The 24,200-nt window shown below is 66.7% G+C and carries 21 protein-coding genes; 15 read left to right on the plus strand and 6 right to left on the minus strand.

What is annotated here, in order from left to right; genetic code table 11:
• Positions 1–8 precede the first annotated feature (8 nt).
• Complete coding sequence (locus ACW5IY_RS11925) at positions 9–1,952, minus strand: MacB family efflux pump subunit (RefSeq protein ID WP_049437424.1); 1,944 nt, start codon at positions 1,950–1,952, stop codon at positions 9–11.
• Positions 1,953–1,954: 2 nt separating this feature from the next.
• Positions 1,955–3,136 carry an efflux RND transporter periplasmic adaptor subunit gene (locus ACW5IY_RS11930; RefSeq protein WP_049437425.1) on the minus strand — a complete coding sequence of 394 codons (1,182 nt, stop codon included), beginning with the start codon at positions 3,134–3,136 and terminating at the stop codon, positions 1,955–1,957.
• 350 nt (positions 3,137–3,486) lie between these two features.
• Between ACW5IY_RS11930 and ACW5IY_RS11935 the strand changes: the two genes are divergently transcribed.
• The 4 genes from ACW5IY_RS11935 (at position 3,487) to ACW5IY_RS11950 (ending at position 6,903) form a co-directional block, all read left to right on the plus strand.
• The gene (locus tag ACW5IY_RS11935) at positions 3,487–3,930 is read left to right on the plus strand and encodes a hypothetical protein (RefSeq protein WP_239684515.1); all 444 of its coding nucleotides are present in this window, start codon (positions 3,487–3,489) and stop codon (positions 3,928–3,930) included.
• 47 nt (positions 3,931–3,977) lie between these two features.
• A complete protein-coding gene (locus ACW5IY_RS11940) occupies positions 3,978–4,694 on the plus strand; it encodes a response regulator (protein ID WP_049409594.1) in 717 nt (238 codons plus the stop codon).
• Positions 4,695–4,698: 4 nt separating this feature from the next.
• Positions 4,699–5,775, plus strand: coding sequence for an ATP-binding protein (locus tag ACW5IY_RS11945; RefSeq protein WP_049437427.1), 1,077 nt, complete (start codon positions 4,699–4,701; stop codon positions 5,773–5,775).
• A gap of 201 nt (positions 5,776–5,976) precedes the next feature.
• Positions 5,977–6,903 (plus strand): ABC transporter six-transmembrane domain-containing protein, encoded by a 927-nt coding sequence (locus ACW5IY_RS11950; protein WP_049437428.1) that lies wholly within the window; start codon positions 5,977–5,979, stop codon positions 6,901–6,903.
• A 93-nt stretch (positions 6,904–6,996) separates the two neighbouring features.
• Here the strand turns inward: ACW5IY_RS11950 and ACW5IY_RS11955 are convergent, their stop codons facing one another.
• Positions 6,997–7,611 carry a TetR/AcrR family transcriptional regulator gene (locus ACW5IY_RS11955; protein WP_049437431.1) on the minus strand — a complete coding sequence of 205 codons (615 nt, stop codon included), beginning with the start codon at positions 7,609–7,611 and terminating at the stop codon, positions 6,997–6,999.
• Positions 7,612–7,781: 170 nt separating this feature from the next.
• Between ACW5IY_RS11955 and ACW5IY_RS11960 the strand changes: the two genes are divergently transcribed.
• From ACW5IY_RS11960 to ACW5IY_RS11980, 5 genes are all read left to right on the plus strand, one after another.
• Positions 7,782–8,618: a siderophore-interacting protein gene (locus ACW5IY_RS11960; RefSeq protein ID WP_049437432.1), complete on the plus strand. Its 837-nt coding sequence runs from the start codon at positions 7,782–7,784 to the stop codon at positions 8,616–8,618.
• A 195-nt stretch (positions 8,619–8,813) separates the two neighbouring features.
• Entirely contained in the window at positions 8,814–10,991 is a 2,178-nt protein-coding gene (locus tag ACW5IY_RS11965) for a TonB-dependent receptor (RefSeq protein ID WP_049437433.1), read from the plus strand.
• A 50-nt stretch (positions 10,992–11,041) separates the two neighbouring features.
• Positions 11,042–11,341 carry a DUF3649 domain-containing protein gene (locus ACW5IY_RS11970; RefSeq protein WP_010485492.1) on the plus strand — a complete coding sequence of 100 codons (300 nt, stop codon included), beginning with the start codon at positions 11,042–11,044 and terminating at the stop codon, positions 11,339–11,341.
• Positions 11,338–12,948, plus strand: coding sequence for a PepSY-associated TM helix domain-containing protein (locus tag ACW5IY_RS11975; RefSeq protein ID WP_049437435.1), 1,611 nt, complete (start codon positions 11,338–11,340; stop codon positions 12,946–12,948). The genes ACW5IY_RS11970 and ACW5IY_RS11975 overlap by 4 nt, the downstream gene beginning before the upstream one ends.
• Entirely contained in the window at positions 12,945–13,223 is a 279-nt protein-coding gene (locus ACW5IY_RS11980) for a DUF3325 domain-containing protein (RefSeq protein ID WP_049437438.1), read from the plus strand. The genes ACW5IY_RS11975 and ACW5IY_RS11980 overlap by 4 nt, the downstream gene beginning before the upstream one ends.
• Before the next feature lie 136 nt (positions 13,224–13,359).
• Here the strand turns inward: ACW5IY_RS11980 and ACW5IY_RS11985 are convergent, their stop codons facing one another.
• Both ACW5IY_RS11985 and ACW5IY_RS11990 read right to left on the minus strand, forming a co-directional pair.
• Positions 13,360–14,448 (minus strand): DNA glycosylase AlkZ-like family protein, encoded by a 1,089-nt coding sequence (locus tag ACW5IY_RS11985; RefSeq protein ID WP_049437440.1) that lies wholly within the window; start codon positions 14,446–14,448, stop codon positions 13,360–13,362.
• Between the two features lie 104 nt (positions 14,449–14,552).
• Positions 14,553–15,137 carry a TetR/AcrR family transcriptional regulator gene (locus ACW5IY_RS11990; protein ID WP_049437441.1) on the minus strand — a complete coding sequence of 195 codons (585 nt, stop codon included), beginning with the start codon at positions 15,135–15,137 and terminating at the stop codon, positions 14,553–14,555.
• Positions 15,138–15,366: 229 nt separating this feature from the next.
• Here ACW5IY_RS11990 and ACW5IY_RS11995 point away from each other — a divergent pair, with 229 nt between their 5' ends.
• Positions 15,367–17,562, plus strand: a complete 2,196-nt coding sequence (locus ACW5IY_RS11995) for a TonB-dependent receptor (protein WP_049437443.1) — start codon at positions 15,367–15,369, stop codon at positions 17,560–17,562.
• A 171-nt stretch (positions 17,563–17,733) separates the two neighbouring features.
• Here the strand turns inward: ACW5IY_RS11995 and ACW5IY_RS12000 are convergent, their stop codons facing one another.
• Complete coding sequence (locus tag ACW5IY_RS12000) at positions 17,734–18,399, minus strand: TraX family protein (protein WP_049437778.1); 666 nt, start codon at positions 18,397–18,399, stop codon at positions 17,734–17,736.
• Positions 18,400–18,514: 115 nt separating this feature from the next.
• Here ACW5IY_RS12000 and pip point away from each other — a divergent pair, with 115 nt between their 5' ends.
• The 5 genes from pip to ACW5IY_RS12025 all read left to right on the plus strand — a co-directional run bounded on the left by pip (position 18,515) and on the right by ACW5IY_RS12025 (position 24,152).
• On the plus strand, positions 18,515–19,462 hold the full coding sequence (gene pip / locus ACW5IY_RS12005; protein WP_049437445.1) for a prolyl aminopeptidase: 948 nt from the start codon (positions 18,515–18,517) through the stop codon (positions 19,460–19,462).
• A 206-nt stretch (positions 19,463–19,668) separates the two neighbouring features.
• Positions 19,669–19,968 (plus strand): EF-hand domain-containing protein, encoded by a 300-nt coding sequence (locus ACW5IY_RS12010; protein ID WP_049437447.1) that lies wholly within the window; start codon positions 19,669–19,671, stop codon positions 19,966–19,968.
• Between the two features lie 292 nt (positions 19,969–20,260).
• The gene (locus ACW5IY_RS12015; RefSeq protein WP_005413574.1) at positions 20,261–20,560 is read left to right on the plus strand and encodes a hypothetical protein; all 300 of its coding nucleotides are present in this window, start codon (positions 20,261–20,263) and stop codon (positions 20,558–20,560) included.
• 63 nt (positions 20,561–20,623) lie between these two features.
• Entirely contained in the window at positions 20,624–23,383 is a 2,760-nt protein-coding gene (mgtA, locus tag ACW5IY_RS12020; RefSeq protein WP_049437449.1) for a magnesium-translocating P-type ATPase, read from the plus strand.
• 31 nt (positions 23,384–23,414) lie between these two features.
• Positions 23,415–24,152, plus strand: a complete 738-nt coding sequence (locus ACW5IY_RS12025; protein ID WP_049437451.1) for an MgtC/SapB family protein — start codon at positions 23,415–23,417, stop codon at positions 24,150–24,152.
• Positions 24,153–24,200: the final 48 nt, after the last annotated feature.

Raw genomic sequence — 24,200 nt, forward strand, 5'->3', positions numbered from 1 at the left:
GCGCGACCCTACTCCGCCGCCAACGCCTGGATGGGGTCCAGCTGTGCGGCACTGCGCGCCGGGAAGTAGCCGAAACCGAGCCCGATCGCAGACGAACATGCCAGCGCGGCGATCACCGGCCCAGGCGTGAACAGGAACGGCACCCCCAGCGACAGCAGGCTGGACAAGGCGCCCACAGCCAACGCGAACAAAACCCCCAGCACCCCGCCGAACAGGCAGATCAACACTGCCTCGATCAGGAACTGGCGGAGGATGTCGCCCTGCCGGGCACCCACCGCCAGCCTCACACCGATCTCGCGCACGCGCTCCTTCACCGACACCAGCATGATGTTCATCACCCCCACGCCACCGACCACCAGCGCCACCGCAGCAATGGCCGAAACCAGTGCCGCCATGGTCTGGCTGGACTTCATCACTGCCTTGCGGATCTGGTCGGCGTTGTAGATGAAGAAATCGCGCCGGCCGTGCAGGCGTTGCAGCTCCGCGCCCAGCGAGGCCTCAGCGGCGGTGGTTGGCACGTCATCCCGCACGCGCACGGTGATGCTCTCCAGCCGCTGGCTGCCAAGCAGGCGCGAGGACGCGGAGGTGTACGGCACATAGACCGTCGGCGTCGCCCCGCCGGCGAATGCGTTGGGACCGACCACGCCGATCACTTCCACCGGCATGCCGCCCAGCAGCACCGTGCCGCCGATCGGATTGCCGCTGAACAACGCCTTGGCCGCCTTCTGGTCGACCACGCCCACCGCGCGATGTGCCTCCACCTCGGCATCGGTGAAGAACCGGCCCGCTTTCAGGCGCAGCCCGCGCACACGTGGTAGATCAGCGCCCACGCCAAGCACCTGCGTGTTGGCGCGCCGGTTGCCCTGCAGTGCGGCCACCGAGCCGCTCAGGTTGGGGCTTACGCTATCCACGTAACTCAACGCGGCCAGGTGATCGGCATCGTCCACCACCAGCGTTTCAATCTCGCCCGAGCGCGGGTCACCGAAGTCCGCGCCCGGGAAGATGTCCAGCGTGCTGGCACCCAGTTCGTTGATCTGTGACTCGACCTGTGCCTGTGCGCCCTTGCCCAACGCAACCACGGTCACCACCGCAGCCACGCCGATGATGATGCCCAGCATGGTCAGCAGGGTGCGCAGCCGGTGGGCCAGCATCGAACGCACCGCCATCCGTGCAGCTTCCCTGATTGCATCCAGGCGCGCGCGGCGCTCGGCGGCCGGTTCTGGACAGCGCTCGGGCACAGCGGCACTGCGTGCAACCGCAGGATCACCCATGCCACGGTCGGATACGACCTGACCGTCTGCGATCTCGATCACGCGTGAAGCGTGCGCGGCAATCGCTGCATCATGGGTCACCAGGACCACGGTATGGCCCTGTGCATGCAGGCGCTTGAGTTCCGTCATCACCTGCCGGCCGCTGGCATGATCCAGCGCGCCGGTCGGCTCATCGGCCAGCACGATGGCGCCGCCGTTCATCAGCGAACGCGCAATGGAAACGCGCTGCTGCTGGCCGCCGGACAGCTGGCTGGGCCGATTCGTGGTGCGCTCACCCAGCCCCAGCGTTTCCAGCAGCATGCGGGCACGGGCGGTGCGCGCATCGGCATCCACGCCCGCATAGACCGCCGGCAACGCCACATTCTCCGTGGCGCTCAGGTTCTCCATCAGGTTGTAGCGCTGGAAGATGAAGCCGAAATGCTCGCGGCGCAGGTGCGCCAGTTCATCGGGTGACATCTGCTCGGTTGCCACGCCCTGCACGCGGTAGCTGCCTTCGGTTGGCCGGTCCAGGCAGCCCAGGATGTTCATCAGCGTGGATTTGCCCGAGCCGGACGGGCCGATGATGGCGATGAACTCGCCCGCCTCGATGCGCAGCGACACGTCCTTCAACACCACCACCTCACCGGCGGCCGAGCAGTAGGCGCGCGATACGCCATGCAGTTCCAGCAGCGCGTCGGCCATGCTCACATCCCCAGCAGGCTGGTGGGCTCGGCTTCCGCGCCGCTGGGCGCCTGCCCGACCACCACGTTCTCGCCCGCCTTGAGGCCGGACAGGATCTGCACCGCAGTAGCGGTGCGCAGGCCGGTCGTCACCGCCCGCTCGCGGGCACGGCCCTTGGCATCGATCACCTGTACGGTCGCGCGGTTGCCCGCCTTGTCGTCGCGCTCGGACACTGCCGTCAACGGCACCTGCAAGGCATTGGCGGCACGCGCCAGCTGGATCGTCACCTTCACCGTCATCGACGGCTTCAGTTTCAGGCCCGGATTGGGTACGTCAAACAGCCCGGCGTAGTACACCGCCTTCGGCGTCTGCGCCGATCCGCCGGTGTTGCCGGTGGCCACGTCGGCAATCGACGACGGCGCAGGTTCAAGCTGCTGCAGATGCGATTCGTAGCGGCGTCCACCCGGCCCCAGCGTGGAGAACCACAAGGGTTGGCCAGGCGCGATCAGTTCCACATCGGCCTCCGCGATCTCGGTGCGAACCGTCATCGTGTCCATCTGTGCCAGCATCACGATGGTCGGCGTGGTCTGCATCGAGTTCAGCGTCTGCCCGGCCTTGGTGACGATGGCCACGATGTAGCCGTCGGAAGGTGAGACGATGCGGGTGTAGCCCAGGTTGATCCGCGCGGTTTCCACCTGGGTCACCGCCTGGTCGATCTGGGCCTGCAGCGCTGCGACGTCCGAGCGCGCCACTTCGCGCGCCACCCGTGCGGTCTCGAAACCTTCCTGCGAAACAAGCCGCGACACCACCAGCTGCGCCTGGCGCTCATGCACGCGGATGGCCTGGGCGTAGCGCGCCTGGCTGGCCGCGTGCTGGGCACGCAGCGTGTTGGCAGCCGCTTCGGCGCTGCGCAGGGCGATGCGCTGCGGCTGCGAATCCACTTCGGCAATCAGGTCGCCAGCGTGGACGCGCTGGCCCAGCACCACATGCAGGCGCGTGACCTGGCCCGAAACCTGCGCGCCCACCGCCACCAGTTCCTTGGGGTTGACCCGGCCAACGGCCTGCACAGTCTTTTCCAGGTCCGCCACCCTTGCCGGGGCCGTGATCAGCGCGGCATCATCACCTTCGGCGAACAGCCACCCACCGGTGCCGCCTGCAAGAAGTACAACGATTGCGGCAATGATCCAGGTCCTGCGGTTGTTCATCGGAAGGCTCGCATGCACGCAGCCACCGGATGTGACCGCAGAAGCCGCAGTCTGGAAGGTGGTGGTGGATGTTTCTTGGAGCCACTGTGGAGATTGCATGGAGGCCGCACATCCGTTCAGGCACGGGGCCCGCTCCTGAACGGCACGGATCGCGTCCACGAAATCTCGACACAATCTCGACCAAGTCTCCATCAACGGCCCCTAGCCTTGTCGGCCTCGCCGACTGCGCCCCCGCCGTGTCCCTTCCGTTTCCAGACCTGCCTCCCATCGATGTCCGCCGCGCCTACCTTGCCTGGTGCGCGCCTTCGCCGTGGCTGCTTGCACTGGTTCTGGCGTCGACCAGTGCCTGGATGCTTGCCAGCGCGAACCCGGCGCCGCCCCTGCTGGCGGGCGCCGGTGCCGCCGCGCTGGTGTGGTTCCGCAGCGAAGGCCCCGGTCATTCGGCGCGCGCGGGCACCCTGGCGTCGGCGTCGCTGATCGGCCTCGCGGCCTGGTCGGCCTTCACCGCTGACGTGAGCCTCATGCCAGCAGGGATGGCGGCTGTCCTGGTGGCTGCGTTGCTTGCCCTGCGCCTGCGGGCCTTGGTCCACATGGCCCGCCGCCTGCAGGACCGGGTGGACGCAACGGGAATGGAGTCACGGTGGAGCAAGCTGCCTGCGGCCGTATCGACCCTGCTCGCACAGCACCTGCGCGCGACCGCAACACTGGCGCCCGCCCTGCAGCACACGCTGGTGCTGGCCACCCTCGCCTGGGCCGCCCACGAAGAAGCGCAGACCCTGGAACGGCCACGATGACACCGTCGCCGGCGTTTCCCATTCCTCACTTGAAACCGCAGCATGCAATGAAATCCGACGCCCGCACGCGCCAGGCGCCCCTGGTGCTGATTGCCGAAGATGAGGGCGAAATTGCCGACATTCTCGGCGCCTACCTGGCCCGCTCCGGGCTGCGCAGCGCCCGTGCCGCCGACGGCGAAGCCGCCCTCACCAGCCACCGCCAGCTGCGCCCCGACCTGGTGCTGCTGGACGTGCAGATGCCGAAGATGGACGGCTGGCAGGTGCTGAGCGAGTTGCGCCGGCGCGGCAACACCCCAGTAATCATGCTCACCGCACTGGACCAGGACGTGGATAAGCTCACTGGCCTGCGCGTCGGTGCCGACGACTACGTGGCCAAGCCATTCAATCCGGCCGAGATCGTCGCCCGCATCCAGGCGGTGCTGCGCCGTAGCGCGAAGCCCATTGCAGAAGAACCCAACGGGCTGATCCGGCAGGGACCGTTCGAGATCGACCTGCGCAGCCATGAGGTCACCGTACGCACCGATGACCACGTGCATGCTCTGAGTTTCACGCTCACCGAGTTCCGTCTGCTGGTACACATGGCGCGCGCACCGCGCATGGTGCACAGCCGGCTGGATCTGCTCCAGACCTGCCTGCCGGAAGGCGATGCACAGGAGCGCACCGTGGACAGCCATGTCAGCAAGCTGCGACGCAAGCTGGAGGAAGTAGGCGTCATCGGCATTCCCGCCACCATCCGCGGTGTCGGCTACCGCTTCCTGGACTGAACCGATGAACCCCAAAGGCAAGAGCATCGGGCGCCAGATAACGCTGTCCATCACGGTCGCGTCGCTGTGTTCGACCGTACTGTCGATCAGTGGTTTCTACCTGTTCTATTACCTGATGGAGGTGTTCTATCCACGCTGGTACGACGAACCGGAAACCATCATGCCGTCAGGCCTGGAATGGCTGTGGATCGGCCTGACCGCCGCCGTGGTCGTTGCGCTGGCAACATTGATCGCCTCGCGCCTGACCCGGCGCATCATCACCCCGCTGAACTCGGTCGCCGAAAGCCTGCGTCGCGTCGCCAGCGGTGATCTGGAGGCGCGCGCACGCGGCGGCGACACCTCGATGGTCGAGGCAGCCACGCTGGTCAGCGACTTCAACTCCATGGCCGAACGGCTCAGCCGGATGTCGGAGAACCGCGTGTTCTGGAACGCAGCGATCGCGCATGAGCTGCGCACGCCGATGACCATCCTGCGCGGCCGCCTGCAGGGCATCGCCGAGGGCGTATTCGAGCCGGGGCCCGAGCAGTTCAACAGCATGCTCACCCAGCTGGAGGGACTGACCCGCATCATCGAGGACCTGCGCGTGGTCAGCCTGGCCGAGAGTGGCCACCTCGATCTGCGCCTGCAGCGCAGCGATGTCAGCGTGCAGGTGGCGGCGGTGGTCGAAGCGATGTCGGAGGCGCTGACCGAGAGTGGTTTCTCGGTGACGTTGGACGCACGGTCTTCGCTGGCCGACTGCGATCCGGCGCGCATCCGCCAGGCGGTGCTGGCACTGCTGGAAAACGCTCGCCGACATGCCATTCCCTGCCCGCTGCGAGTACACGTGACGCTGGCTGAAGGCCATTGCACCGTAAGCGTTGAGGATGGTGGCCCCGGTGTGCCGGACGACCTTCGCGACAGCATCTTTGAAGCCTTCCAGCGCACCGATGTATCGCGCTCGCGGCAGAGCGGCGGCTCCGGGCTCGGCCTGGCGGTGGTGCGGGCGATTGCCGTGGCCCATCACGGAACCGCGCGATGCCGGGCTACCGAACGTGGCGGCAGTGCCTTCGAAATCCGCTGGCCGGTGCACGCGCGTCGTTGAGAGCACTGCGTTGCGGCAGACGCTGCTCTGGTAGCGGCCCACCTTGGTGGGCACCACGCCCTCCACTGAACGCCACCGGTTTCTCCACGCAATCTCCATCGTCCCTCCATGCCCGCTCCAAAGGGCTGCAGATACTGGGCGCGACCCGGGAGATCGCAGGCATCCGTCCCCTGCCCAATCCCCGACCCACCCAGGCATCCCATGAAACACCCCCATGATCCAGCGGCCGCCGCCGGCAGCATCGGCCAGCAGAATGCGGCCGCCACCCTGAAGGCCATCCTGCGCACCTACCCCTGGCAGCTCACCGGCACGTTCTCGCTGGTGGCACTGGAGAACACACTGCTGCTGGCCTATCCCTTGTTCGCCGGCTTCGCGGTGGACGCGATCATCAGCGGCAACATCGGCCATGCCGTCTCCTATGCCGGCGTGGTGCTGCTGTTCTGGTTGGTCGGTGCCGCCCGTCGAGCGGTCGATACGCGCACTTTCACCCGCATCTATGCCGATCTGGCGGTGACCGTGGTGCAGGCGCAGCGCCGGCTGGGCCAGGCCACGTCCACCTCGGCGGCGCGCGTGGTGCTGGCCCGCGAGTTCGTCGACTTCTTTGAAAAGCACGTGCCGATCATCGCCACCGCACTGGCATCGATGTTCGGTGCGGTGGCCATGCTGCTGGCGATCGAGCCAATGGTCGGTGCCGCTGGCCTGGTCACCCTGCTCGGCGCCCTGCTGGTGCTGCCCTCGTTCGCACGCCGCAACGAGCAGCTGCATGGCCGCCTGAACAACCGCCTGGAACACGAAATCCGACTGGTCGACCGGGTCAGTCCCTCGGTGCTGCGCCGCCACTACACCACGCTGTCGCGCCTGCGCATCCTGTTGTCCGACCGCGAAGCGGGTGCCTACGTGGTGATCGGACTGGCTGCGGCGGCATTGTTCGCGCTGACCATCGGCCGCCTGGCCACCAGTGAAGGCGTCACGCCGGGCCATGTCTATGCGGTGATGACCTATCTGTGGACCTTCGTCGGCAGCCTGGACGATGCGCCGTCGATGGTGGACCAGCTTGCACGGCTGAAGGACATCGGCCGACGAGTCAGCCCCGGGATGGACGACACGGAGCACAAGGACGCTGCTTGACCGGTAGATGCCCACCTTGGTGGGCAACGGTGTATCGCGGCGCCAACCAAGGTTGGCGACTACCGGGGCAACGGTGCCAATCAGGATTGGCGGTTACCTCGCGCCTGCCGTGCGCCCGCACATTGCCAAGGCACCGATGATCAATGCCTGCATGCTGCGGTCGAACTCGACATCCTGCGCCGCACGGTCCAGTGGCCGTCGCGTGGCGTCCGCCACGGCATGCCGCGAGTACACGGTGTCGGCCAAAGCCACAGCGTGATAGGCCACCGTCGACAGCAGCCATGCTGCCTGTTCCTGCGGAAGATCATGTACACGACTGAACTCGGCATGGTGGCGCTGGATGCGCGCCACCATCTCCGGCGTCTTCGCGCCGTGGCTCACCAGGAACGGGGCCAGGCCGGGGTTCTCGTCCACGAGCATCCGCAGGGAACGCTGGAACGCGTACAGATCGTCGTTGATGCTACGTCCCGCGCCGGCATCCAGCGGCGGTGCCTGCCAACGCTCGAAGATCGCTTCTGCCACCAGCTCGCGCAGCGCCGCCAGATTCGCCACATGCTTGTACAGCGCGATGTGGCTGACCCCCAGCGCTGCCGCCACGCCCACGAAGCTGAGCCCCGGCAGCGTCATCGCGATGCCAGCGTCGGCGATGCGCTCTCGGGTGATGGTGGGCGGTCGCCCACGGGCAGCGGTCTTCTTCGGTGCAGCCATTGCTGTTGCGGTTCCTGCGCGGCGCGCTGGCAAGGCCTGTCATGGTGGTCTGCGGCAACGCAATGGTCAACGCGCTGCATGCGCTTCCAGCAGGCCTGGGTTGCGGGACGATCAATTTAGTTTACTATGATGTAACTAATTCGCATTCGCAGCCTTCTGGATCGTTGTCGATGTCCGCGCCTACCCTTTCCACCACCCCGGCCAGGCCGCTGCGCGGCGCCGAACACGACCGTGGCCTGCAGGCGCTGCGCGTCCACGTGGTTGACGTCACGCAGCCCTGCGCGAGCCTGCTTCGGCTGGTCGTACAGCTGCCGCCACAGGCCGAGCTGGCACCCTGGCAGCGTGCCAACACCGCCGTTCGCATCCAGCTGGGTGCCGCGTTTACCGATGTGTCACGGATCTACACCGTGCGCAGCGTCGACGCGCAGACGCGCCGTTTCACACTGGACGTGGTGCTGCACGAGGCTCCGGGGACGATGCTGGCCTGGGTGCGCGCACTGGAGCCCGGCGACGCCTTCGATCTCACCGGTCCGCGCCCGCATCTGCAGGTGCCGCACCGCGAGGGTAGCGTTGCCCTGCTGTTCGCCGATCAGAGCGCCATCCCGGCACTGTCCGCCTTGCTGCAGCAGTGGCCCAACGGCCTCCGCGCGCAGGCCTGGATCGCTTCGGATGATCCCTTCCCGGTAGACGAACTGCCCGCCGTCGAAGGCGTCTGCATGCAGCGCGTGTCCACGGGCGCTACGCCGTTGCTGCAGCAGGCACGCCGCTTGCGCACGGGGGCAAACAACACCGTCTGGGCCGCAGGCGAACGCGAGGAGATGCGCGCCCTGCGCCGCTACTTCCTTGAAGCGTGTGGTCTGCCGCGCGCAGACGTCGCCGTGGCCGGTTACTGGAAACACGGCCAGACCACCACCGAGACCGACCAGCGCCGCCGTCGCAACTACGAGCGTGTGCTGGCGCGCGGCGGCGGACTGCAGGACCTCGACGATCTCGCCGACGACATCTGATCCACCTCGCACCACCCGCGCCCTGCGCTTCGTTCCACCCAGCCACAGATCGCCCACGCACCTCGCGTGCAGCACTGCCCCAGCGGCAGTGCCGTGCCCTCTGCCAGCCATTCCACAGCCCGCGTCGTCCTGCCCGTGCAGGTCATCGACGGCGCCGTGCTGGCCGATTGCACGCCCCATCACACGAGAACTGCCATGTCCCTCCCCCTTCGAGCCCTGTCCCTCCCACGCCGCTCCGCGCTGTCCCTGGCCGCACGTGCCGCGTTGCTGCCCACCCTGCTGATCGCCACCGCCGCCCACGCTGACGACGCGCCCGACGGTGCCCGCCAGCTGCCTACGGTAAACGTGCGCGCCGACAAGACCACGCCCACCGATGCCTATGCCGGCGGCCAGGTCGCCCGCGGCAGTGGCGTCGGCCTGCTCGGCGAGCTCGACTTCATGGACACCCCGTTCAACACCACCCGCTACACCGCCGGGTTCATCGAGAACATCCAGGCACCGGATCTGGTAAGGGTGATCGCGCTGACCGATCCCAGCGTCTACAGCAGTGGATCCAGCGGTGGCATCACCGACTACTTCAACATCCGTGGCTTCGGTGTTGCCTCGTCGGATATCGGCTTCGGCGGACTCTACGGCCTGATCCCCTACTACCGAGTCACCCCCGAACTGGCCGAGAGCATCGAAGTACTCAAGGGGCCATCGGCACTGCTCAACGGCATGCCGCCGGGTGGCTCGGTGGGCGGTGCGGTGAACCTGGTACCCAAGCGCGCAGGTGATACGCCGTTGACCCGCTTCACGGCCAGCTACAGCAGCGACGCGCAGTTCGGCGGCCATCTGGATGTTGGTCGTCGCTTCGGCGCGCAGCAGCAGTTCGGTGTGCGCCTCAATGCCGTGCATCGCGATGGCGACACCGCCACCGACCACCAGCAGCACAAGACGCAGCTGGCGTCGCTGGGCCTGGATTGGAGGGGTGAACGCTCGCAGGTCTCGCTGGACCTGTTCAGCAGCCGTGACCATGTGGATGGCCTCAATCGTGGCGTTTCGCTGGCAGCCGGCCTGGCCGTGCCCCGCCCGCCGAAGGCCAGCACCCTGTTCGCACCGGATTGGACCTTCAGCAACGTCAAGGACTCGGCCGCCGCGCTGCGCTGGTCGTTCGACATCAACGACCATCTGCAGGCTCACGCCAGCTACGGCCACGGCCATACCGATTTCGATTCCATCGCCAGCGCCACCACGCTGATCACCAACACCGCCGGCGATTTCCGCAACAACTTCGCCCACCAGCGCTTCATCTACAGCAAGGACACCGCCGAAGCCGGCCTCTCGGCACACTTCCGCACCGGCGCGGTCAATCACGCACTGGCGATCAGTGCCGCCTGGTACCAGCACGACCAGAAATTCGGTTTCAAGCGCAATCTGCTGGCCCGCGACTGGGTGACCAACCTGTACGACCCACAGTGGGGCCCCGCCATCGATCGCAGCTTCAGTGACGCGTCGCTGCCGAAGACCGCGGAAGTGCGTACCACCAGCTTCGGCATCGCCGACACGTTGTCCTTCATCGATGACCGCGTGCAGCTGACCCTGGGCATCCGTCACCAGACCGTGCTCAGCGACACTTTCGACGGCAGCACCGGCAAGCGCACCGCGCGCTACGACGCCAGCGCCAATACCCCGGCCGGTGCACTGCTGTTCAAGGCCAGCGATCGACTGTCGCTGTACGCCAACTACATTGAAGGCCTGAGCCAGGGCAGCACCGCCCCGGTCAGCGCAGCGAATGCGGGCGAGGTGTTCCCGCCGTTCAAGACCCGCCAGCGTGAGGTCGGCGCCAAGTTCGACTTCGGCCGCCTGGCCAGCGCATTGAGCGTGTACGAGATCGAAAAGCCCAGTTCCTATACCGACCCGACCACCAATGTGTTCTCGTTCGGCGGCCAGCAGCGCAATCGTGGCGTGGAATGGACCGTGTTCGGCCAGGCGACCGAACAGCTGCGCGTGCTGGGCGGCATCGGCTGGCTGCAGCCGAAGCTGACCCGCACCCAGGGCGGCATCAACGAAGGCCGGCTGGCCACGGCCACCCCGCAATGGCAGGGCAAGCTGGGCGTCGAATGGGACGTGCCCGCCGTGGCCGGCCTCACCCTCACCGGCAACGCGATCAGCCTGTCCAAGGGTTACATCAATGCTGACAACAGCCAGTGGGTGGCAGGCCGCACCGTGTTCGATCTCGGTGCCCGTTATGCGACGCAGGCGGCCGGCCATCCGCTGGTACTGCGCGCGACGGTGCAGAACGTGACCAACAAGGCGTACTGGGCGGGCAGCCTCGGCTCCGGGCTGGGCACGCCGCGCACCGCCCTGCTGTCGGCCACCGTCGATTTCTGATCCTGGTTTCAAGGGCACCGCGCCATGGCGCGGTGCCCCGGAGAAGTGCCTTGACCGTTTCCCGTACCGCTTCCGCGCTGGCCTGGCTGCCCCTGGTCTCACGCATCATCGCTGCGTTGTTCGGCGGCTATGTGCTCGCCGCGCTGTGCAGCATCGCCGCACTGGCGCTGCCCATCGATGGTCGCCAGGCCGTGTTCACCGGCATGCTGGCCAGCTTCCTGCTGTATGCCGGCGCCGTAGTCTGGGTGTTCGCGGTGCGCTCAGCGCGGCGCGCATGGATCGGCCTGATCGTGATCGCCCTGCCACTGTGGTTGGTTGCGCAATCGGTCGCCAACGGAGGCGCTGCATGAGCAAGATCGATCGCACCGCGAAGCCACGCGGCATCCGCCAGACCATGTCCGACCTGCATATCTGGGTCGGCCTGCTGGCCGGCTGGATCCTGTACGCGATGTTCCTCACCGGCACCGCCAGCTATTTCCGCGACGAGCTCTCGCGCTACACACGCCCCGAGATCGCCACGCCCTCCACGTTGCCGGAGTCGGCGATAGTCGCGCAGCGCACGGTCTCCAGCATCATTGCCGAGACACCGGCAGCCACCCAGATCAACCTCAGCCTGCCAAGTACGCGCATGCCCTGGGTGTCGGCGATGTGGGCCAGCCCGGGTGGGCGCGGCCGGCATGGTTTCGATTCGGGCCTGTTCGATGCCAGCACCGGTGCGCCCTTGCAGGCGCGGGATACCGGCGGTGGCGACTTCTTCTATGCGTTCCACTTCAATCTGCACTACATGCCAGCGATGTGGGGCCGCTGGATCGTCGGCCTCTGCGCGATGTTCATGCTGGTGGCCATCGTCAGCGGCGTGATCACCCACAAGAAGATCTTTGCCGACTTCTTCACCTTCCGCTGGGGCAAGGGCCAGCGCTCGTGGCTGGATGGTCACGCGGCGCTGTCGGTACTCGGCCTGCCCTTCCATTTCATGATCACCTGGAGTGGCCTGGTGATGCTGGCAGTGCTGTACATGCCGTGGGGGCTGGCCAAACTGCCGGACAAGCGCCAGCAGGCCGAGGTTGTCAGCGAGATGCGGCTGTTCCTGCCGCCGCAGAAGGCCGCCGGTCACGCCGCTCCGCTTACGGACATCAGCCCACTGGTGCGACAGGCCGAACAGCGTTGGGGAACCGGCGCGGTGGGCAGCGTGCAGGTGCAGAACCCTGGCGACGAGAACGCACGCGTGGCTGTGGTGCGTGCGCAATCCAGCCGCGTTTCGACCACGCCGAACTACCTGCTGTTCGATGGCGGCGGCGGGCAACTGCTGCAGATCAAGGAACACTCGGGCGTCGCTGCTGATACCCAGGGCGTGCTGTACGGCCTGCACCTGGGGCGCTTTGCCGACGCCACGCTGCGCTGGCTGTACTTCGTCGTCAGCCTTGCCGGAACCGCCATGGTCGGCACCGGGCTGGTGCTGTGGACGGTGAAGCGCCGCACCCAGCTGCCCGACCCGCAACGGCCCTATTTCGGCTTCCGGTTGGTGGAGCGGCTCAACATCGCCACGGTGGCTGGCCTGTCGGTGGCGATGGCGGCCTATCTGTGGGCGAACCGCCTGCTGCCCGCGAGCATGGACGGGCGCGCGGCGTGGGAGGTGCATGTGTTCTTCCTGGCCTGGACGGCGATGTTCGTGCATGCCACGCTGCGCACACCCAAGCGTGCGTGGATCGAACAGTTCGTGCTGGGGGCGTTGTTGCTGGCGCTGTTGCCGGCACTCACGGCGACGACGACGGCACATCCGTTGTGGCGCACCTTGGCCGCAGGTGATTGGGCGTTCGCCGGTACCGATCTGACCCTGCTGGCATTGGCCCTCCTGCATGCAGTGCTGGCGTGGCGCATCTGGAAGCACGCACCGAAGGCGAAGCGCGCACGCCCGCCTGCCGCACCACGCACTGCAGTACCGGAGGCCAGTACATGATCCACGTCATTCTGTTTGTGCTGTCACTGACCGCGTTCGGTTGCCTGGCACTGGCGATGGAGCGCCATCAGCGCGATGTGTTGCGCCGGGTGTTGAGCGCGCAGGCCGTCCAACAACTGCGCGCAGTCGGTTGGGCGCTGTTGGTGTTCAGTGCCGTGTTTGCCATGCGCGCGTTGGGCGTGGGTTCTGGTCTGGCCGCGCTGTCCGGGCACACCAGCGTCGCCGCTGGTGTGGTGGTGCTGGCGATGGTGGCGCATGGGCGGCGGAATCGATAGATGCCCACCTTGGTGGGCACCGGGCCTGAGCGGCGTTGCTTTGGTAGATGCCCACCTTGATGGGCACCGCTGAGAGGCCGCGCCAACCAAGGTTGGCGACTACCGGGAGCGATAGCTACCAATGCGCCGCTCGGCGCTACAGGAACTCCGCCATGCGCTGCAGCTCGTCTTCCAACGCGCCACGAAACACCCTGTCGCGGGCCAGCGACTTGCCGGCATAGCCCACACTTGATGCCAACTCACCCTCGTGCACGCTGAGATTGGCCCAGCCCACCACCTGGTCGTGCCACAACACCGGCAGTGCGTAGTACCCATACTGGCGCTTCGGTGCAGGTGTATACGCCTCGAACTTGTACACCCATCCCCACAGCAGCTCGAAGCGGCGGCGGTCCCACACCACCGGGTCGAACGGCGCCAGCAGGCGCACCTGTTCGTCCGGTGCATGGCGGCGCGAGCGAGGATTCTCGTCCGCCGGCCAGTACCAGGTGGTGCCCTCCAGCGTGCAGCTGGCCAGTTGTTGCTTGGCCAACGCCAAGGCCCGCCGGGTCTGCTCGGCCAGATGTGGGGCGCCATAGCCCAGCAGACGCACCAGATAGGTCAGGCTGGCCGACGGCAGCGGCGCGTACTTGCGAACTACCAGATCAATCAGGGCGGCGGCGCGTTCAATCTGTGCCTGCTCGCTGACGTCCGCCTCGGCGTGTTCGGCCAACGCATAGATGCGCGTACCGCTGTCGCGCCGCTGCACCCGCAGCAGGCCACGGTAGTGCATGCCATCAAGCAGATGCGTGCTGGCATTGCTGGTGCCACCCCAGTAGTTGGTCACCCGCCCATGCGCGAACGCCTGGTCCACCTCACGCGGGTGAACGCTGCCGCGCTCGCGTACGAAGGCCAGCACGTCGGCGGCGCGGCGATGGGTTTCGGCGTCCCATTCGCGCTTGGACACCCGTGGGTGCATCAGTGCCAGATGCTCGCGCGGCAGGAAGCCGTAGTTCACCAGGCAATCCTCTTCCACCGGCAGGCGCGTGTAGCGCCGCTCAAGATCGCCTGCGCGGTAGTCCTTCACCCGGTGGCGCAGGGTCAGGTCCTGTGCGCGCGCCGGTGCCCGGATCGGGTCGGCCTGCACGAAGCCCAGCCGTCGTATCGCGGTCAGCAGCGTGGTCGGCTTGAACAGGGTGCGCGCCACCGCGTAGCGGCGAAGATCATCAAGAGTAGGCGTGGCAGGCATGACCGCATTGTATTCTCGCCACTACGCGATCCGTCCAGTAGAGCCCGGCCATGCCTGGCTGGCGTCAGGGTGAACGGCCAGGATCATCCACGCATGGCGTGCATCTACCGAAGCCGCGATACCTCCAGCGAACCAATCACCAGCGCCCGCATGCCCTGCTTGAACTCAGTGATCACCTGCCCTTCCTCGTCGTCCGCAATTGCGTAGATGGTGTCTGCGCCGGCGATGCAGTAGAAGGCGATCGTGGCCAGCAGCCAGCGCGCCTTGTCCACCGGCAGGCCGAACACATCAGCCACGTGTGCCTGGTGCGAGGCGATCTTTTCCAGCATCGGCGCGGTCGCCACCGTGCGCCGCAGCAGATACGGGGGCAGCCCGGGATGTGCCTTCACCACCTCGCACAGTGACTCCACGAACCCCATCAGGTAGGCCTCCAGGCTGCCCGGCGCATCGGCCGACGCGCGTGGAATCTGCCAGCGCTGGAACACCGCCTCGGCCACCAGGCGTTTCAACGCCTCCAGGTTGGCCACGCGCTTGTACAGCGCCGCCTGGGTCACCGCCAGTTCGGCGGCCACGTTGGCCATGGTCAGGTTGGGCAGGCCCAGGCGGATGCCGATGTCGGCCAGGCGCTCCGGGGTGATGGTGGGTGGGCGGCCACGGGTCGGCGCCGTTGGATCTGGGTGCGTGCTCATACCCTGCTGAGGGTGCCAGCAAAGGGACCCTCTTGTCCGCTTCGATTGATTTAGTTTAATTTACTCAACTAATTCGGAATGCGTCCAGCACGCTGCCCGTAGTTGAGCCCATGGCTCACCTTCCGCCAGGTCCCCACCCAGCCAACAACCCTGCGCTGCGCCCTCCCCCCGTGCTTGCCGTCGGCAGCGCGCCAGGCGCGCTCGCGCCTGCGATTCACAGGAATCTGGCATGACCGTGTACAACTTCTCTTCTCTGCAGCATCGCGCTGCCGCCGCATCTTCCGGCCTGATGCATCCACCAGGCATCGCCCGGCGCTACCGGATGTCGGCCCTCGCGCTAGGGCTGCTGGCCTCGTTTGCCGCGCTGGCCGACTCCGCGCCGTCCACCCTGCCCTCGGTGCAGGTGCAGGAACAGCGCCGGGTCACTGCAGACTATGCGGGCGGGCAAGTGGCCGCTGGCAGCCGCGTCGGCCTGCTCGGCGACAAGGACTTCATGGACACGCCGTTCAATACGGTCAGCTACACCGAGTCCTTCATCCGCGACCGCCAGGCCAAGGACCTCACCGACGTCATCGCCGCCACCGACCCCACGGTGTTCAGCAACGGCGTCACCGGTTCGTGGAGCGAGAACTACGCGATCCGTGGCTTTGCCTCCAACACCAGCGACACCACCTTCAATGGCCTCAGCGGCATGGCGCCCTACTACCGCACTTCGCCGGAAATGTTCGAACGCATCGAGGTGCTGAAAGGCCCCTCCGCGCTGCTCAATGGCATGCCGCCGGGAGGCTCGGTCGGTGGCAGCGTCAACCTGGTCCCCAAGCGTGCCGGCGATCAACCGCTGCTGCGGGTCAGTGCCAACTTCGCCTCCGATGCGCAGTTTGGCGCCCATGTGGATGCGGGGCGTCGCCTGGCCGCCGACAAGCAGTTCGGCATCCGCTTCAACGGCGCGTACCGTGACGGTGATGGTGCCGTGGGAAAGCAGAGCAAGAAGGTACAGCTCGGCGCGCTGGCACTGGACTGGCGCGGCGAACGTGCGCGGCTGTCGGCGGATCTGTACAGCGCCGATGACCGTGTTGACGGCCCGGCACGTGGCGTCGGCCTGGCACCGGGCGTGGCCATTCCGCGGCCGCCGCGTGGCGATACGCTGATCAACCCGGACTGGGCCTACGTGGACAGCCAGGACAAGGGCGCGATGCTGCGGGGCGAGCTGGACATCAATGACACCCTGATGGCCTACCTGGCCTACGGCACCAGCAGGACCGACTACCGCTACAACGGTTCGATCAGCGCGCAGATCCTCAATCCAGCCGGCGACTTCACCACGGTGATCGGCCAGCTCGCCTTCGATATCAAGAAGCAGTCCGCAGATGCCGGCCTGCGCGGCTCGTTCCACACCGGCAGCATCGGCCATCAGTTGGCCGCCAACGTGACCCACTACCAGCACACCCAGAACGATTACGGGCGCCGCAGCGTGCCGGGCTGGGACTGGACCACCAATCTGTACAACCCGGTGTGGGGCCCGGCCGCGCCGTTCGTGGCACCGCATATCTCGCATACCGAGTTGAAGCTGGACAGCCTCGGCTTCGCCGACACCCTCGCCTTCGCCGATGACCGCGTGCAGCTGACGCTGGGCGTGCGCCGCCAGCAGGTGGTCAGTGAGACCTTCAATGTCGCCAGCGGTGCGCGCACCTCGCGCTACGACGAGAGCGCCACCACGCCGGCAGCGGCGCTACTGGTGAAGGCCACCGAAAGGGTCTCCATCTACACCAACTACATCGAAGGCCTCAGCCAGGGCGCTACCGCGCCGATGACCGCCGCCAACGCCGGCGATGTGTTCGCACCGTTCCGCACCAGGCAGAAGGAGCTGGGCCTGAAGCTGGACCTCGGCAGCTTCGCGCACACCTTCAGCGTGTACGAGATCAAGCGACCGAACAGCTATATCGACCCGGTCACGAATATCTTCTCGTTTGGTGGCGAGCAACGTAACCGCGGCGTGGAATGGGGCTTCTTCGGCACGCCACTGGATGGCGTGCGCCTTCTCGGTGGCGTGGCCTACGTACAACCGAAACTGACCCGCACGGCCGGTGGCGTGAATGAGGGATGCATCGCCACCGCCGTGGCCCAGCGGCAGGCCAAGCTGGGCGTGGAGTGGGATGTGCCGACCTTGCAGGGCCTGACCTTGACCGGCAATGCCACGGCGATGTCGAAGCAGTACATCAGTGCCGACAACAACCTGTCTGTGCCGGGGCGCACGTTGTTCGATGTCGGGGCGCGCTACAGCACCACCGTGGCGGGTCGACCGCTTGCGCTGAGAGCCAGCGTGAACAACGTGACCAACAAGGCGTATTGGGGCATGCCGTTGTTGTCGAGCCTGGCGCTGGGTGCTCCGAGGACGGTGCTGGTGTCGGCGACGATGGATTTCTGAGCACGCGTGGAACCCCTGTAGAGCCGAGCCATGCTCGGCTCCGTTCGCCCGCTGAGCCGAGCATAGGCTCGGCTCTACACACGCCGATGGCGGCATGCTTCACCCCCACCTGCGACGCGCATTCCTTGACCGCATCCGGCATTCAAGACATGCGAAATGCCAGTTCCGACATTACACAAGCAGATGAGCAACCAACGCCAGCACCGCGAGATGCCCCACGTAATACCCGTAGAACGCCCACCGCCAGCGCGGCAGCTGCCACGGCACCCGCGCCGCCAGCAGCACTACCTGAATGGCCAGCAGTGCCCAGCCGTTGTGGTTGGCCCAGCACACCACTGCAAGCCCAACCAGCAACAGCCACCACGCCCGGTGCCGGAACGCGATCCAGGCCAGCAGCACGCTGCCAACCCCGGCCCACTGATAGTCCACGAACATCGGCAGCACGCCGGCAGCCAGCAACAGCTGCACCGGCCGATTGTTCGCCAGCGCATGCACGGCCACTGCCGCCAAAGTAAAGGTCAGCAGGATGTTGAGCGGCAGCCAGGAACCGAACGCGAGTGCGTGCAATGGCTGCGCGATCAGCCCCCATAGCGCCAGCCGACGCATCGACTTGCGCAGGTCGGCCCCTGGCTGGGCCAGGTTGCAGGCCATCACCAGCGCGAACAACGGGAAGGCGATGCGCCCCAGTTCACTGACCACTGGCACGTGGCCACCGAACACCACCTTGGCCACGTGATCGCCGGTCATGGCCAGCAGTGCGATCCACTTCAGCAGCTCGCGCGCGCCACTGCTGAGGCCGGGGTCGAAGGTGAACATCCGTGTTGGGGTTGCTTGCATCATCGAAGCTTATGCGCATCGGCAAGCGCATTTCCATCACCGGGCAGGCAACCAGCGCTGCCGGGTGCCACGGGTGGGGGTATGCTGGCCGACCCTGCTTGTGAGGCCCCCCGCCATGCGTACCCTATACCCCGCCATCGAGCCGTACCGCGAGTTCACCCTGAAGGTGAGCGATCTGCACACGCTGCACATCGAAGAGTGCGGCACGCCAGAGGGCATTCCGGTGGTGTACCTGCACGGCGGCCCGGGTGCTGGCATCTCGCCCACCCATCGCCGCTTCTTCGATCCGGCGCGGTACCGCATCGTGCTGATCGACCAGCGCGGCAGCGGCCGCTCCACACCATTCGGCGAACTGCGCGACAACACCACGCAGGATCTGGTGGCCGATATCGAGAAGGTGCGTGAGCACCTGGGCATCGAGCATTGGCTGGTCTACGGCGGCTCATGGGGTTCGACGCTGTCGCTGGCCTATGCGCAGGCGCATCCCGAACGCGCCACCGGCCTGATCGTGCGTGGCGTGTTCCTCGGCCGCGAGATGGAGAACCGCTGGTTCGCCGAGGCCAACGGCGGTGCGCGCTGGATCTTCCCGGAACGCTGGGAACGCTATGAGGCCTACATACCGGAAGCCGAGCGTGGCGACATGATCGCGGCCTACTGGACGCGCATGGATGGCCCGGATGAAGCGACCCGCATCGAAGCCGCGCAGGCCTGGCTGGGCTGGGAAGACAACGCCGCCACCCTGCAGCACGACGTGGATGCGCAATCCACCGACGATCCGCTGGACGTGCTGGCCAAGGCACGCATTGAGGCGCATTACTTCCGCAACGGCATCTTCCTGGAGCCCGACCAGCTGCTGCGCGATATCGATCGCATCCGCCACCTGCCCGGCGTGATCGTGCAGGGGCGCTACGACATCATCTGCCCCCCGCGCAGCGCATGGGACCTGGCCAAGGCCTGGCCGGAAGCCCGGCTGGAGATGGTGACCTCCGGCCACAGCGCGAACGAGCCGGCCACGGTGGATGCGCTGGTGCGGGCGACGGATGCCTTTGCTGACCGTTTCTGAGCAGATGGTAGTGCCGGCCGCTGGCCGGCATCCCACCGTTCGAGGGTAGCGTCGACTCCGCGCAATCGCTGCTGCGCGGCCCGGTGAATGGCGACCCACCGGCAACGGTCCACGGCCCCATTCTTCGCAGCCCGCTTACAGCTCCGCGCAGAAGATCCGGCGGTGACCACCGCACCGGTGGTTCGCCCTTTCCCCAGGAGCACACCATGACCGGTTATCGCTGCCTTTCCATCGCTCTCTCGCTATGTGGGGGCCTGCTTCTGGGCGCCTGCTCCAAGCCCCAGGAGGCCAGCCAGGCCACCGCCGCCGAGGACGTGACCGAAGTGAAGCTCATCCCTGCCTACGAATCGCTGGACAAGGACAAGGACGGCATCGTCACGCTGTCCGAGGTGGATGCCGTGGCACCGGACTGGGCCGAACGACTGCACGCCTGCGACACCGACCGCAACAAGACGCTGAGCCGCGGCGAGTACGACGTGTGCAAGCAGACCAGCGCTTCGCATTGATCCATCATTGAGCCCTCGACTGGCGCTGCGCATGCCGGCTATACCAAGGTATAGCCGGGCTAACCCACGAGCCTCTAGGCCCGTCCCATTCAGGGGCGGACAATAGCGCCACTGGCCAGGGCAATCCTGGCCGGCACCCTCCCCTCATGGAGACGCAGATGGACCCCGACCCTGCCGGGCGCACCGCGCCCCGGATGACCGCTTGTTGCCTGTTCCTGGCGCCTGCCCGCCGGCCCCTGCCTGCCTGAGTGACGGGGGGCCGCCAGGCGCCGTTTGCCTGGAGAGCACCCCCATGTCCTACAAGATCCTCTACATCACCCTGCGCCGCCTGATCGGCGAGCGCGATGTTGCCGCGCTGCGCAGCCAGCTGCTGCAGCACGGCCCCGTGATGTTTGCCCGTTCGCTGTCACTCGGGTCGCCACGCGTGGTGGCCGACGCCTTGTCGCTGCTGCCGATCAGCGAGCGCATCACCGTGCTGCGTCATCTGCCCTATCCGCTGCGTGATGCGATGAAGCCGCTGTGCATCGGCGGCAGCCAGCGCCTGCACATGCAGCCGTGGTCGCCGGCGGTGCTGGCGATGCGCCACGCCTGATCGGTTGCATCCGTTCCGTTCGTGTTCCGGCCCCGGCCGGCTCTGACATTCGAGGAGAGTCCCATGAGCCTGCTCAACGCCTGGTTCAATGCCTTCCTGCGCAGCCGTCGCGCAGGCAACCTGTTCCGCCGCCGTGCGATGCCCGAAGCCGGGTTTGGCCCGGGCAGCGCCGACGCGGCACCGTTCGCGCTCACCACCGGCCTGGTCACCCTGGCCCAGCAGGAGGAAGCCGAGCTGCTGGCCACGCTGGGGTCGCATGCCGATGGCCTCAGCCCGCATGAGGCCGAGGACCGGCTGGCGACGCTCGGCCCCAACGAGGTGGATCACGAAAAGCCGCTGCCGTGGTGGCGGCACCTTTGGCAGTGCTACCGCAATCCGTTCAACCTGCTGCTGACCGTGTTGGCGGCGGTGTCCTGGCTGACCGAGGACATCAAGGCCACCATGGTGATCGGTGCGATGGTGCTGCTGTCCACGCTGATCCGCTTCGTGCAGGAGGGCCGCTCGAACCGTGCAGCCGAGCGGCTGAAGGCGTTGGTCGGCAATACCGCGCGCGTGCTGCGCCGCAATCCCGGTACCGAGGCCGCCGATGTGGCCGACCAGTACTTCGGTGCGCACCTGCACAGCCGGCGCCCGGCGCGCCTGCTGGACCTGCCGATCCGCGAACTGGTGCCCGGCGACCACATCGTGCTGTCGGCCGGCGACATGATTCCGGCCGACTGCCGCGTGCTGACTGCCAAGGACCTGTTCGTGGCACAGGCCGCGATGACCGGCGAGTCGCTGCCGGTGGAGAAATTCGCGCACCCGGGCGACGGCCTGGCTGGCCTGCTGGAACAGCACAACCTGCTGTTCATGGGCACCAATGTGGTGTCCGGCACTGCCACCGCCGTTGTGCTGGCCACCGGCAACCGCACCTATTTCGGCACGCTGGCCCTGCGCAGCACCGCCACCGACCGTGCGCCGACCGCGTTCCAGGCCGGCGTCAACAGTGTCAGCTGGCTGCTGATCCGCTTCGCGCTGGTGATGGTGCCGTTCGTGCTGCTGATCAACGGCTGGACCAAGGGCGACTGGACCGAGGCGTTCCTGTTCGCACTGTCGGTGGCAGTGGGCCTGACGCCGGAAATGCTGCCGATGATCGTCACCTCCACGCTGGCCAAGGGTGCGGTGCTGCTGTCGCGGCGCAAGGTGATCGTCAAGCGCCTGGATGCAATCCAGAACTTCGGCGCGATGGAAGTGCTGTGCACCGACAAGACCGGCACCCTCACCCAGGACAGGATCGCGCTGGAGCGTCATACCGATGTGTTCGGCCACGATTCGGAAGACGTGCTGAAGTTCGCCTATCTCAACAGCCACTTCCAGACCGGGCTGATCAACCTGCTGGACCGTGCGGTGCTGGAGCACGTGGAGCTGCAAAGCTCGCTGCGGCTGTCGCAGGACTACCACAAGGTGGATGAGATCCCGTTCGACTTCGAGCGCCGCCGCATGTCGGTGGTGGTGTCCGAGCGCGAGGACCATCATGAGCTGATCTGCAAGGGGGCAGTGGAAGAAATGCTGGCGGTGTGCAGCACCGTGCGCGAGAACGGCCAGGACATGCCGCTGGATGAACATCGCCTGGCCCGCGTACGGCAGACCACCGAAGAGCTGAACGAACAGGGCCTGCGCGTGGTGGCGGTGGCGATGAAGGAGACCGCCGCGAGCCAGACCACCTATTCGCAGGCCGACGAATGTGGCCTGACCCTGGTCGGCTACGTCGCCTTCCTGGACCCGCCCAAGGAATCGGCAGCGCAGGCGCTGCAGGCACTGGCCGCGCATGGCGTGGAGGTCAAGGTGTTCACCGGCGACAACGAACTGGTGACCGCCCGCGTCTGCGCGCAGGTGGGGCTGGACGCCGATACCATCCTGACCGGCCCTCAGATCGAGCGCATGGATGATGGCGCATTGTCACGGGCACTGCACCATCACCGCGTGTTCGCGCGGCTGACGCCGCTGCACAAGGAACGGCTGGTACGCGAGCTGCGCGCCCAAGGCAAGGTGGTCGGCTTCCTCGGCGACGGCATCAACGATGCACCGGCGCTGCGCGCGGCAGACATCGGCATCAGCGTGGACAGCGCGGTGGACATTGCCAAGGAGGCCGCCGACATCATCCTGCTGGAAAAGAACCTGATGGTGTTGGAGGAAGGCGTCATCCAGGGCCGGCGCACGTTCAACAACATGCTGAAGTACATCCGCATGACCGCAAGCTCCAACTTCGGCAACGTGTTCTCGGTGCTGGTGGCCTCGGCCTTCCTGCCGTTCCTGCCGATGCTGCCGCTGCAGCTGCTGGTGCAGAACCTGCTGTACGACATCTCGCAGATCGCCATCCCGTTCGACAACGTGGACGAGGAGCTGGTGCGCAAGCCACTGAAGTGGAACCCGGCGGACATCGGCCGCTTCATGGTGTTCTTCGGGCCGATCAGCTCGATTTTCGACCTGACCTGCTTCGCACTGATGTGGTACGTGTTCGATGCACGCACGCCGGCCGACCAGGGCCTGTTCCAGTCCGGCTGGTTCGTGGTCGGCCTGCTGACCCAGACCCTGATCGTGCACATGATCCGCACGCCGAAGGTGCCGTTCCTGCAGAGCATCGCCGCGCCGCCACTTCTGCTGATGACCGGCCTGATCATGGCCATTGGCGTGGCCCTGCCGATGAGCCCGCTGGCCGGCTACTTCAAGCTGCAGGCGCTGCCGGCCGGCTACTGGCCGTTCCTGGTGGCGATCCTGTTCGGCTATGCGGTACTGACCACTGCGCTGAAGCGGTTCTACATCCGTCGTTACGGCTGGCAGTAAGCGCCCGCCGCTTTGTCCAGGGAGAAACACAATGGACATCAATCCCAACCTGCCAACGTTCAACGCCGGCGCCACGCTCAGCTCGCTGATCAGCCTGTCGGTGGCGTTCGTGCTGGGCACGATCATCGGCCTGGAGCGGCAGCTGCGCCAACGCACCGCCGGCCTGCGCACCAACACGCTGGTGGCGGTGGGCGCGGCAGTATTCGTCGATCTGGCGGTGCGCTTCCATGACCTTTACGGCGGACCACCCTCGCCGCTGCATGTGGTGGCCTATGTGATCTCCGGGGTCGGCTTCCTTGGTGCTGGCGCGATCATGAAGGACGGCGCCCAGGTGTCCGGCCTGAACACCGCCGCCACCCTGTGGGGCTCGGCGGCAGTCGGCGCCTGTGCCGGCATCAAGCTGCTGCCCGAGGCGGTGCTGGCCGCGGTGTTCGTGCTGGCCGCCAACACCCTGCTGCGGCCGGTGGTGAACCGCATCCAGCGGCAACCGCTGCCGGAAGCCTTCAGCGAAGCCACCTATGCCATCAACGTGGTGTGCCAGCGTGAGCAGCAGGCCGAGGTGCTGGACCAGCTGTTGCTGCTGCTTGAGCAGGCGCAGTACCCGGTGCGCGCGGTGGACCAGCGCCCATTCGGAGAGCGTGACGTGGAGATCGAAGCGGTGTTGTATGCCACCACGGTGGATGCCGGCGAGCTGGACGCGGTACTGGCCACGCTGGCGACCACGCCCGGCGTACTGCAGGGGTTCTGGAACGCCAGCCTGGAAGAGTAGTGCCGGCCGCGGGCCGGCAACCTCATGAACTCCGGACGCACCGTGCAT

The sequence above is a fragment of the Stenotrophomonas sp. C-A genome, from assembly GCF_054030835.1.

Coding starts and splice junctions, on each gene's coding strand:
- ACW5IY_RS11925 (WP_049437424.1), bottom strand. CDS start 1,952: ATGGCCGACGCGCTGCTGGAACTGCATGGCGTATCGCGCGCCTACTGC.
- ACW5IY_RS11930 (WP_049437425.1), bottom strand. CDS start 3,136: ATGAACAACCGCAGGACCTGGATCATTGCCGCAATCGTTGTACTTCTT.
- ACW5IY_RS11935 (WP_239684515.1), top strand. CDS start 3,487: ATGCTTGCCAGCGCGAACCCGGCGCCGCCCCTGCTGGCGGGCGCCGGT.
- ACW5IY_RS11940 (WP_049409594.1), top strand. CDS start 3,978: ATGAAATCCGACGCCCGCACGCGCCAGGCGCCCCTGGTGCTGATTGCC.
- ACW5IY_RS11945 (WP_049437427.1), top strand. CDS start 4,699: ATGAACCCCAAAGGCAAGAGCATCGGGCGCCAGATAACGCTGTCCATC.
- ACW5IY_RS11950 (WP_049437428.1), top strand. CDS start 5,977: ATGAAACACCCCCATGATCCAGCGGCCGCCGCCGGCAGCATCGGCCAG.
- ACW5IY_RS11955 (WP_049437431.1), bottom strand. CDS start 7,611: ATGGCTGCACCGAAGAAGACCGCTGCCCGTGGGCGACCGCCCACCATC.
- ACW5IY_RS11960 (WP_049437432.1), top strand. CDS start 7,782: ATGTCCGCGCCTACCCTTTCCACCACCCCGGCCAGGCCGCTGCGCGGC.
- ACW5IY_RS11965 (WP_049437433.1), top strand. CDS start 8,814: ATGTCCCTCCCCCTTCGAGCCCTGTCCCTCCCACGCCGCTCCGCGCTG.
- ACW5IY_RS11975 (WP_049437435.1), top strand. CDS start 11,338: ATGAGCAAGATCGATCGCACCGCGAAGCCACGCGGCATCCGCCAGACC.
- ACW5IY_RS11980 (WP_049437438.1), top strand. CDS start 12,945: ATGATCCACGTCATTCTGTTTGTGCTGTCACTGACCGCGTTCGGTTGC.
- ACW5IY_RS11985 (WP_049437440.1), bottom strand. CDS start 14,448: ATGCCTGCCACGCCTACTCTTGATGATCTTCGCCGCTACGCGGTGGCG.
- ACW5IY_RS11990 (WP_049437441.1), bottom strand. CDS start 15,137: ATGAGCACGCACCCAGATCCAACGGCGCCGACCCGTGGCCGCCCACCC.
- ACW5IY_RS11995 (WP_049437443.1), top strand. CDS start 15,367: ATGACCGTGTACAACTTCTCTTCTCTGCAGCATCGCGCTGCCGCCGCA.
- ACW5IY_RS12000 (WP_049437778.1), bottom strand. CDS start 18,399: ATGCAAGCAACCCCAACACGGATGTTCACCTTCGACCCCGGCCTCAGC.
- pip (WP_049437445.1), top strand. CDS start 18,515: ATGCGTACCCTATACCCCGCCATCGAGCCGTACCGCGAGTTCACCCTG.
- ACW5IY_RS12010 (WP_049437447.1), top strand. CDS start 19,669: ATGACCGGTTATCGCTGCCTTTCCATCGCTCTCTCGCTATGTGGGGGC.
- ACW5IY_RS12015 (WP_005413574.1), top strand. CDS start 20,261: ATGTCCTACAAGATCCTCTACATCACCCTGCGCCGCCTGATCGGCGAG.
- mgtA (WP_049437449.1), top strand. CDS start 20,624: ATGAGCCTGCTCAACGCCTGGTTCAATGCCTTCCTGCGCAGCCGTCGC.
- ACW5IY_RS12025 (WP_049437451.1), top strand. CDS start 23,415: ATGGACATCAATCCCAACCTGCCAACGTTCAACGCCGGCGCCACGCTC.